General features: G+C 63.4%; 4 protein-coding genes. 2 read left to right on the plus strand and 2 right to left on the minus strand.

Translation table 11 applies throughout. The annotated features are described in order from the left end of the window. Positions 1-38: 38 nt before the first annotated feature. On the minus strand, positions 39-1,199 hold the full coding sequence (locus VJR90_10795; protein ID HKV97959.1) for an isovaleryl-CoA dehydrogenase: 1,161 nt from the start codon (positions 1,197-1,199) through the stop codon (positions 39-41). Positions 1,200-1,283: 84 nt separating this feature from the next. Further along, the gene (locus tag VJR90_10800; GenBank protein ID HKV97960.1) at positions 1,284-2,390 is read right to left on the minus strand and encodes a Glu/Leu/Phe/Val dehydrogenase dimerization domain-containing protein; all 1,107 of its coding nucleotides are present in this window, start codon (positions 2,388-2,390) and stop codon (positions 1,284-1,286) included. A 220-nt stretch (positions 2,391-2,610) separates the two neighbouring features. Here VJR90_10800 and VJR90_10805 point away from each other — a divergent pair, with 220 nt between their 5' ends. Further along, on the plus strand, positions 2,611-3,504 hold the full coding sequence (locus tag VJR90_10805) for a hypothetical protein (protein HKV97961.1): 894 nt from the start codon (positions 2,611-2,613) through the stop codon (positions 3,502-3,504). Between the two features lie 42 nt (positions 3,505-3,546). Beyond that, positions 3,547-7,105 (plus strand): methylmalonyl-CoA mutase family protein (locus VJR90_10810; protein ID HKV97962.1); only part of this gene is annotated, 3,559 nt, incomplete at its 3' end.

The raw sequence follows: 7,105 nt of genomic DNA on the forward strand, positions 1-7,105 counted from the left end.
CTAGACGCAGCACGCAGTACTTAGCACTCAGCACCTGTCTATTTGCTGCTGAACAACTCACGGCCAATGAGCATGCGGCGAATCTCATTGGTACCGGCGCCGATGTCGTAGAGCTTGGCGTCGCGCAACAGCCGGCCGGTGGGATATTCGTTGATGTAACCGTTGCCGCCCAGGCTCTGGATCGCTTCCAGCGCTACCTTGACGGCGTGCTCCGAGGCGAACAGCAGACAGGCGGCGGCTTCCTCGCGCGGGTCATCGCCGTGGTCAAAGCGTTCGCACACCCGGTAGGTGAACGCGCGCGAAGCCTGCAGCGCGGTGAACATGTCCGCGAGCTTGGCCTGCATGATCTCGAACTCGCCGATGGGCTTGCCGAACTGCTTGCGCTCGCGCACATAGGGCAGCACGACGTCGAGCGCCGCCTGCATGATGCCGATGGGACCGGCCGACAGCACCAGCCGCTCGGAATCCAGACCGCGCATCAATATATACACGCCTTCGTTCACCTTGCCGAGCACGTTGGCTTCGGGGATTTCGCAGTCCTCGAACACCAGCTCCGAGGTGTGCGAGCCGCGCATGCCGAGTTTGTCGAGCTTCTGCGCGGTTTTGAAGCCGCGCATGCCTTTTTCGATGATGAAGGCGGTGATGCAATGGGAGTTGGCTTCCTTGCCGGCGGTACGCATGTACACCAGCGCCACGTCGGCTTCCGGCCCGTTGGTGATCCACATCTTGCTGCCGTTGGCAATCCACTTGTTGCCTTTTCTGACGGCGCGACAGCTCATGCTGCCCACCACGTCGGAGCCTGCGCCCGGCTCGGACATGGCGAGCGCGCCGATCCATTCGCCGCGGCACAGTTTCGGCAGATATTTCCTGCGTTGGTCCGCGTTGGCGTGGCGGAACAGGTTGCTCACGCACAGGTTGGAATGCGCCGCGTAGGACAGGCCCACCGAAGCGGAAGCGCGCGAGATTTCCTCCATGGCAACCACGTGCGCGAGATAACCCAGTCCCGCGCCGCCGTGTTCGGTGGGAATGGTGATGCCCAGGAGTCCGAGTTCGCCGAGTTTGCGCCACAGGTCATGCGGGAATTCGGCGCGTTCGTCAATCTCGCGTGCGCGCGGCGCGATCTCGGTATCGGCGAATCGCCGCACCGTGTCGCGCAGCAGATCGAGTTCTTCGTTGATTTGTGTGCTGATCGTGGCCAAAGTCATTCCTTGAATTGTGGGAGCGACGGTCTCCGTCGCGATTCGCAAGTTATCGCGGTCGGTACGACCGCTCCCGCAAATGGATCAATGTTTGCCGTTGCGTCGTCCCGCGAAATGGCGTTCGTAGGGCTGGTTGACCGTGGGCAGCTTGACCTTGCCGAGGGCGGCGATGCGGCCTTCGGCGACCTGGTCGGCGGCCTTGTAAGTGGGAATCTTCTCGCGGTCGGCAAGTGCGAAGATGTTGCCCATGATGTCGTAAATGCCGTTCACCATGCGGTTGGCGCGCTCGCGGTTGTAGCCCTGCAATTCGATGGACACGTTCATCAAGCCGCCGGCATTGATGGCGTAGTCCGGCGCATACAGGATGCCTTTGCCGTGCAGCTCGTCGCCGCAGGCGTCGGTAGCCAGTTGGTTGTTGGCGGAGCCGGCCACGATTTCGCAACGCAACTGCGCAATGGATTTCTCGTTGATGGTCGCACCCAGCGCGCACGGCACGTACACCTTGGCGTTCACGCCGTAAATCTCCTCCATCTTTACCGCTTCGGCGCCGAGCGCCACGCATTGGTCAATGCGATCCTGGTGCATGTCGGTCACGAACACCTTGGCATCTGCGTCGCGCAGGTGTTTGACTATGTGATAGCCGACGTGGCCCAGGCCTTGTACCGCGTAGCTGACCTTCTTGAGATCGGTGTGGCCGTAGCGCCGCTGGAGGCAGGCCTTGATGCCCTGGATCACGCCGAGGGCGGTGAACGGCGAGGGGTCGCCCGAACCGCCGTGCACCGGGTGCACGCCGGTGACGTAATCGGTTTCCTGGAAGATGTATTCCATGGCCTGCACATCGGTGTTCACGTCTTCGGCGGTCACGTAGCGGCCGCCGAGCGACTGCACGAAACGCCCAAAAGCGCGGAATAGCGCTTCGGATTTCAACACTGGATCGCCGATGATGACCGCCTTGCCACCGCCGAGATTCAGGCCCGACACCGCCGCCTTGTAGGTCATGCCGCGGGACAGGCGCAGCACGTCGGTCAGCGCTTCCTGCTCATTGCGGTACGGCCACATGCGCAACCCGCCGAGCGCCGGGCCGAGCACGGTGTTATGGATGGCGACGATGGCCTTGAGGCCGGATTCGGGGTGATGAAAAAACACCACCTGTTCATGCCCCATGGTGTCAAGCGTGCTGAAGAGCTCCATACATCCTCCTCAAGGCATACGGATTGAAAATTCGGCTGGAAACTTCTCCCGCGTCACGCAAGCTGCCGGCGCCGGGCCTGTGGGCCCAATCGGGCCGGGGGAGCGCGGCATTATAACCGTTGAGCGCGGTTCGCCGAACAGTGCTTGACGGCCGTCGTACAATACCGCGGCCGCAACCCTACCGTCCGCGGCATTTTTTTAACGGCCGTTCGCAGTCCGCATGGATATCACCAGTCTCAATCTCTGGAACCCCGTTGTCGGGCTCGGCCCCGGAATCGCGCTACTCACCGCGTTTTTCCTCGGATTGATCCACGGCATCACGCCCGACGAACACACTTGGCCGATTACCTTCAGCTATTCGGTGGGCAGTTACAGCAGCCGCGGCGGCATGCGCGCCGGGCTGATGTTCTCGCTGGCGTTTACCGTGCAACGCGCCATCGCGAGCGAGATTGCATACTTCGCGGTCACCTGGCTCATCGTCTCGGAGCGCTGGAACTTCGCCTTGTACGTGGTGGTGGGCGCGCTGATGCTGATGTCCGGCTGGTACGTGCTGCGCCGCCACCGGCTGCTGCATTTGTTCCACAGCCACAACCTCGACCACCCGGACGAGCCGCACGCGTTGCCGAACTACATGCCGCTGGTGCATGGCTTCGTGGCGGGCTGGGGCACAGGTGCATTCGCGCTCATCGTCTATACGGTGCTGGCGCCGGCCATGCCCGGACCGGCATTCGGATTCCTGCCGGGCCTGCTGTTCGGGCTCGGCACCATGGTGATGCAGATCCTGTTTGGAGCGCTGGTGGGCGCATGGATGGCGCGTCGCCGGCTTGACGACACGGCGCGCACGCGCGTGGCGCGCATGGTCGCGGGGCGCACGTTGTTCTGGGGTGGTCTTGCGTTCGTCGCCCTCGGCATCGCGGGTTTCATTTACCCTGGGCTCGGCACCGCCGGGCTGGAGACCGGCGTGCGCGTGCACAACCTGTCGCGCATCGGCGTCGGCTTTCTGCTGGCGGTGCTGGTGCCCTTTGGCGCCGGCAGTTACGCCATGATCCGCTCGCTGCGCGAGGTCCGCGCCACGGGCTACGAGCGGGACCCGACCCGAGCCGCGCCCCCGTAACCGGGCCGCTATAATGCGGTAGTCGCCCCCGTCGAGAGCCGCATGAGCACCGTCGTTCCCAAATCCGAAACGTCAGAACTGGCTCAGACCGCCCGCCTGCCGCTGCGCTTCGTGACCGCGGCCAGCTTGTTCGACGGTCACGACGCGGCCATCAACATCATGCGCCGCATCATTCAGAGCGAGGGCGCCGAGGTGATCCATCTCGGCCACAACCGCTCGGTCGAGGACGTGGTGCGCGCCGCGTTGCAGGAGGACGCCGACGCCATCGCCATCAGCTCCTACCAGGGCGGGCACATCGAATACTTCAAGTACATGGTGGACATGCTGCGCGAACGCGGCGCTGCGCACATCCGCGTATTCGGCGGCGGCGGCGGCACCATCACGCCGGAGGAAATCGCGGAACTCGAGAAATACGGCGTGGAGCGCCTCTACCACCCGAACGACGGCATGCACATGGGCCTGGTGCACATGATCGAGGACGTGGTCGAACGCGCGCGCGAGCACCGTGTCGCGCCCGCCAAACCCGCCAAGGTGTCGCCGGGTGACGAACTTTCCGTAGGGCGCATGCTCACCGCCATCGAAGCTGGTGTATTGAGCGAGCCCGAACTCACGCGCCTGCGCAAGCAGTGGGAACTCGCCGGCAAGAAAGTGCCGGTGGTGGGCGTCACCGGCACCGGTGGCGCGGGCAAATCCTCGGTGGTGGACGAACTGCTGCTGCGCTTTCTGCACGCTTTCCCCGGCATGCGCATCGCGGTGCTGGCGGTGGACCCCACGCGCCGGCGCACCGGCGGTGCGCTCTTGGGCGACCGCATCCGCATGAATGCGCTGCGCAGCCACCACGTGTTCATGCGCTCCATGGCCACGCGCCGCGCGCACGCCGCGACCAACGCCATGCTCAAGGATTGCATCGCGTTCCTGCGCGGCCAGGGCTATGACTTGGTGATGGTCGAGACCGCCGGTATCGGCCAGAGCGATTCCGAGATCGTGGACCTCGTGGATTTCGCCATGTATGTGATGACGCCGGAGTTCGGCGCACCCATCCAGCTCGAAAAGATAGACATGCTGGACTACGCGGAACTCGTGGTCATCAACAAGTACGACCGGCGCGGCGCCGACGACGCGCTGCGCGACGTGCGCAAACAATGGAAACGCAACCGCACCGCTTTCAAGCTGCCGGACGAGCAGGTGCCGGTGTATCCGACCATCGCGAGCCAGTTCAACGATCCCGGCGTCACCTGGATGTTCGTGAACCTGTGCCGTCTGCTGCGCGAGAAGCTGCACCTCGGCGATATGGGAGCGGCTTCAGCCGCGACCGGGACCATGCCGCACTGCAACTGGCGACCGGAAGTGGACACCTCGCTCAAGGAGCCGCGCGCCACGGTACTGATTCCCGCTAAGCGCGTGCGCTATCTCGCGGAAATCGCCGAACAGGGCCGCGGCATCAACAAGGACATAGATCACGAAGCTGAAGCCGCCGGCCGCGCACAGCATTACTACGCAGTGCTGCGCGAGCTCGGCGATCCGGAACTCCCGGATCCATTGCATGACTACAAGCCCGGCGATCTCTTGTCCGTCACCCCGGCCGGATCCCGGCTTTCGCCGGGAGGGGTCCAGTCCAAATCAGCGCTCGAAGCGCATACCATTTCAAGGTCCCTGGATTCCGGCTTCCGCCGGAATGACGAAAGTGGAAGCGCAGCTGCCTCTGGAACGCCTCACCCCTCACTCCTCACCCCTCACTCTCTTGCGGTGCTGCGCCAGCGCTACCACGAAGCCGTCAAGGAACTGTCGAGCGAAGCGCTGCATCTCCTGCGCGAGTGGCCCGCGCGCCTGAAGAGCGTCACCGACGAGCACTACACCTACGAAGTGCGCGGCAAGGCGGTGGAGGGCAACAACTACACCGAATCGCTGTCGCACCAGAAAGTCCCCAAGATCGCGCCGCCCAACTACACGAGCTGGGCCGACCGGCTGCGGTTCCTGATGAAGGAAAATCTGCCGGGCGGTTTTCCCTACACCGCGGGCGTGTATCCCTACCGTCGCACCGGCGAAGACCCGACGCGCATGTTCGCGGGCGAGGGCACGCCCGAGCGCACCAACCGCCGTTTCCATTACCTCTCGCACGGCCGGCCGGCGTCGCGGCTTTCCACTGCGTTCGATTCGGTCACGCTCTACGGCGAGGATCCCGCCGAGCGCCCGGACATCTATGGCAAGGTCGGCAACTCCGGTGTGAGCATCGCCACGCTCGACGACATGAAGAAGCTCTATTCCGGCTTCGACCTCTGCGACCCCAAGACTTCGGTGTCCATGACCATCAACGGCCCGGCACCCATGATCCTCGCCATGTTCATGAACACCGCCGTGGACCAGCAGGTGGAAAAACACCTGAAGGAAGACCCGGCGCGCTGGGCCGTGGCCGGAAAGAAGATCGCCTCTATATATAGGAATCAGCCGCGCCCGCAGTACAAGGGCGAACTGCCGGAAGGCAACGACGGTCTGGGCCTCGGCCTCCTGGGCATCACCGGCGACCAGGTGGTGGATGCGGAGACCTACGCGCGCATCAAGGCCGACACCCTGCACCGTGTGCGCGGAACCGTACAGGCGGACATCCTCAAAGAGGATCAGGCACAGAACACCTGTATTTTCTCAACGGAATTCGCCCTGCGCATGATGGGCGACATTCAGCAGTACTTTGTGGACCACAAAGTACGCAATTTCTACTCGGTTTCGATATCCGGCTATCACATCGCCGAGGCCGGGGCGAACCCGATATCGCAACTCGCGTTCACGCTCTCGAACGGCTTCACCATCGTCGAGTACTACCTCGCGCGCGGCATGCAGATTGACGACTTTGCGCCCAACCTGTCGTTCTTCTTCAGTAACGGCATGGACCCGGAGTACACCGTCATCGGCCGGGTGGCGCGGCGCATCTGGGCGCGCGCCATGCGCGAGCGCTACGGCGCGAACGAGCGCAGCCAGATGCTCAAGTACCACATTCAGACCTCGGGCCGCTCACTGCACGCGCAGGAAATCCAGTTCAACGACATCCGCACCACGCTGCAGGCGCTGTACGCGCTGTTCGACAACTGCAACAGCCTGCACACCAATGCGTATGACGAAGCCATCACCACGCCCACCGAGGAATCCGTGCGCCGCGCGGTCGCCATCCAGCTCATCATCAACCACGAGCTCGGGCTCAACTTCAACGAAAACCCGTGGCAGGGCAGCTACGTTATCGAGGCGCTCACCGACCTCGTGGAAGAGGCCGTGTACAAGGAGTTCGAGGCCATCAGCGACCGCGGCGGCGTGCTGGGCGCCATGGACACCATGTACCAGCGCGGCAAGATCCAGGAAGAATCGCTGTACTACGAACACAAGAAACACGACGGCTCGCTGCCGCTGATCGGCGTCAACACCTTCCTGCCCAAGGAACACGCCGGCGAGGTCGCCACGAAGATCGAACTGATCCGCTCCACCGAAGAAGAAAAACACCAGCAGATCGACAACGTGCAGGCGTTCCAGCAAGCCCGCAACGTGTTCGCGCCGTCAGGGGAAACCGGGCATTCGCACGAAGTCGATTCCGCCGATGCTCCTGTCAAGCAAATCC

This window comes from Gammaproteobacteria bacterium, assembly GCA_035279405.1.
In the GTDB taxonomy this organism is placed as follows: Bacteria; Pseudomonadota; Gammaproteobacteria; order Natronospirales; family REEB76; genus REEB76.